1 protein-coding gene is annotated in these 1,134 nt (G+C 64.5%); it reads right to left on the minus strand.

Going from position 1 to position 1,134, the window contains the following annotated elements:
* On the minus strand, positions 1 to 1,134 hold a 1,134-nt coding region (gene treS / locus D0T12_RS34655; RefSeq protein WP_117405318.1), incomplete at both ends, for a maltose alpha-D-glucosyltransferase.

A 1,134-nucleotide genomic window follows, 5' to 3' on the forward strand; every position in this document is an offset into this window, starting at 1 on the left:
CTCGCGGGTGAAGGCGAGGACGGAGGGGTTGGAGGCGGAGAGTTCGACGTAGGTGCCGACGCCGAAGACGGGGTGGCGTTGGCGGATTTCGATCATGGTGCGGGTCCAGTGGAGGAGGGAGCCGGGGTTGTTGGTCTGGGCTTCGACGTTGACGGCTTGGTAGCCGTAGATGGGGTCCATGATGACGGGGAGGTAGAGGCGGGCGGGGTCGCAGGTGGAGAAGCCGGCGTTGCGGTCGGGGGTCCATTGCATGGGGGTGCGGACGGCGTCGCGGTCGCCGAGCCAGATGTTGTCGCCCATGCCGATTTCGTCGCCGTAGTAGAGGACGGGGGAGCCGGGGAGGGACAGGAGGAGGGCGGTGAAGAGTTCGAGTTGGTTGCGGTCGTTGTCCAGGAGGGGGGCGAGGCGGCGGCGGATGCCGATGTTGGCTTTCATGCGGGGGTCTTTGGCGTATTCGGTGTACATGTAGTCGCGTTCTTCGTCGGTGACCATTTCGAGGGTGAGTTCGTCGTGGTTGCGGAGGAAGATGCCCCATTGGCAGTTGTCGGGGATTTTGGGGGTTTGGGCCATGATTTCGGAGATGGGGTAGCGTTGTTCGCGGCGGACGGCCATGAAGATGCGGGGCATGACGGGGAAGTGGAAGGCCATGTGGCATTCGTCGCCGCCTGCTGCGGGGTCGCCGAAGTATTCGACGACGTCGGCGGGCCATTGGTTGGCTTCGGCGAGGAGGACGCGGTCGGGGTAGAGGCGGTCGATTTCGGTGCGGACGCGTTTGAGGTAGGTGTGGGTTTCGGGGAGGTTTTCGCAGTTGGTGCCTTCGCGGGCGTAGAGGTAGGGGACGGCGTCGAGGCGGAAGCCGTCGATGCCGAGGTCGAGCCAGAAGCGGAGGACTTCGAGCATGGCGTCTTGGACGGCGGGGTTGTCGTAGTTGAGGTCGGGTTGGTGGGAGAAGAAGCGGTGCCAGTAGTATTGGCCGCGGACGGGGTCGTAGGTCCAGTTGCTGGTTTCGGTGTCGATGAAGATGATGCGGGCGTCGGGGTATTTGGTGTCGGTGTCGTCCCACATGTAGAAGTCGCCGTAGGGGCCGTCGGGGTCGGTGCGGGAGGCCTGGAACCAGGGGTGCTGGTCGGAGGT

Source organism: Actinomadura spongiicola, from assembly GCF_003432485.1.
Lineage (GTDB): Bacteria > Actinomycetota > Actinomycetes > Streptosporangiales > Streptosporangiaceae > Spirillospora > Spirillospora spongiicola.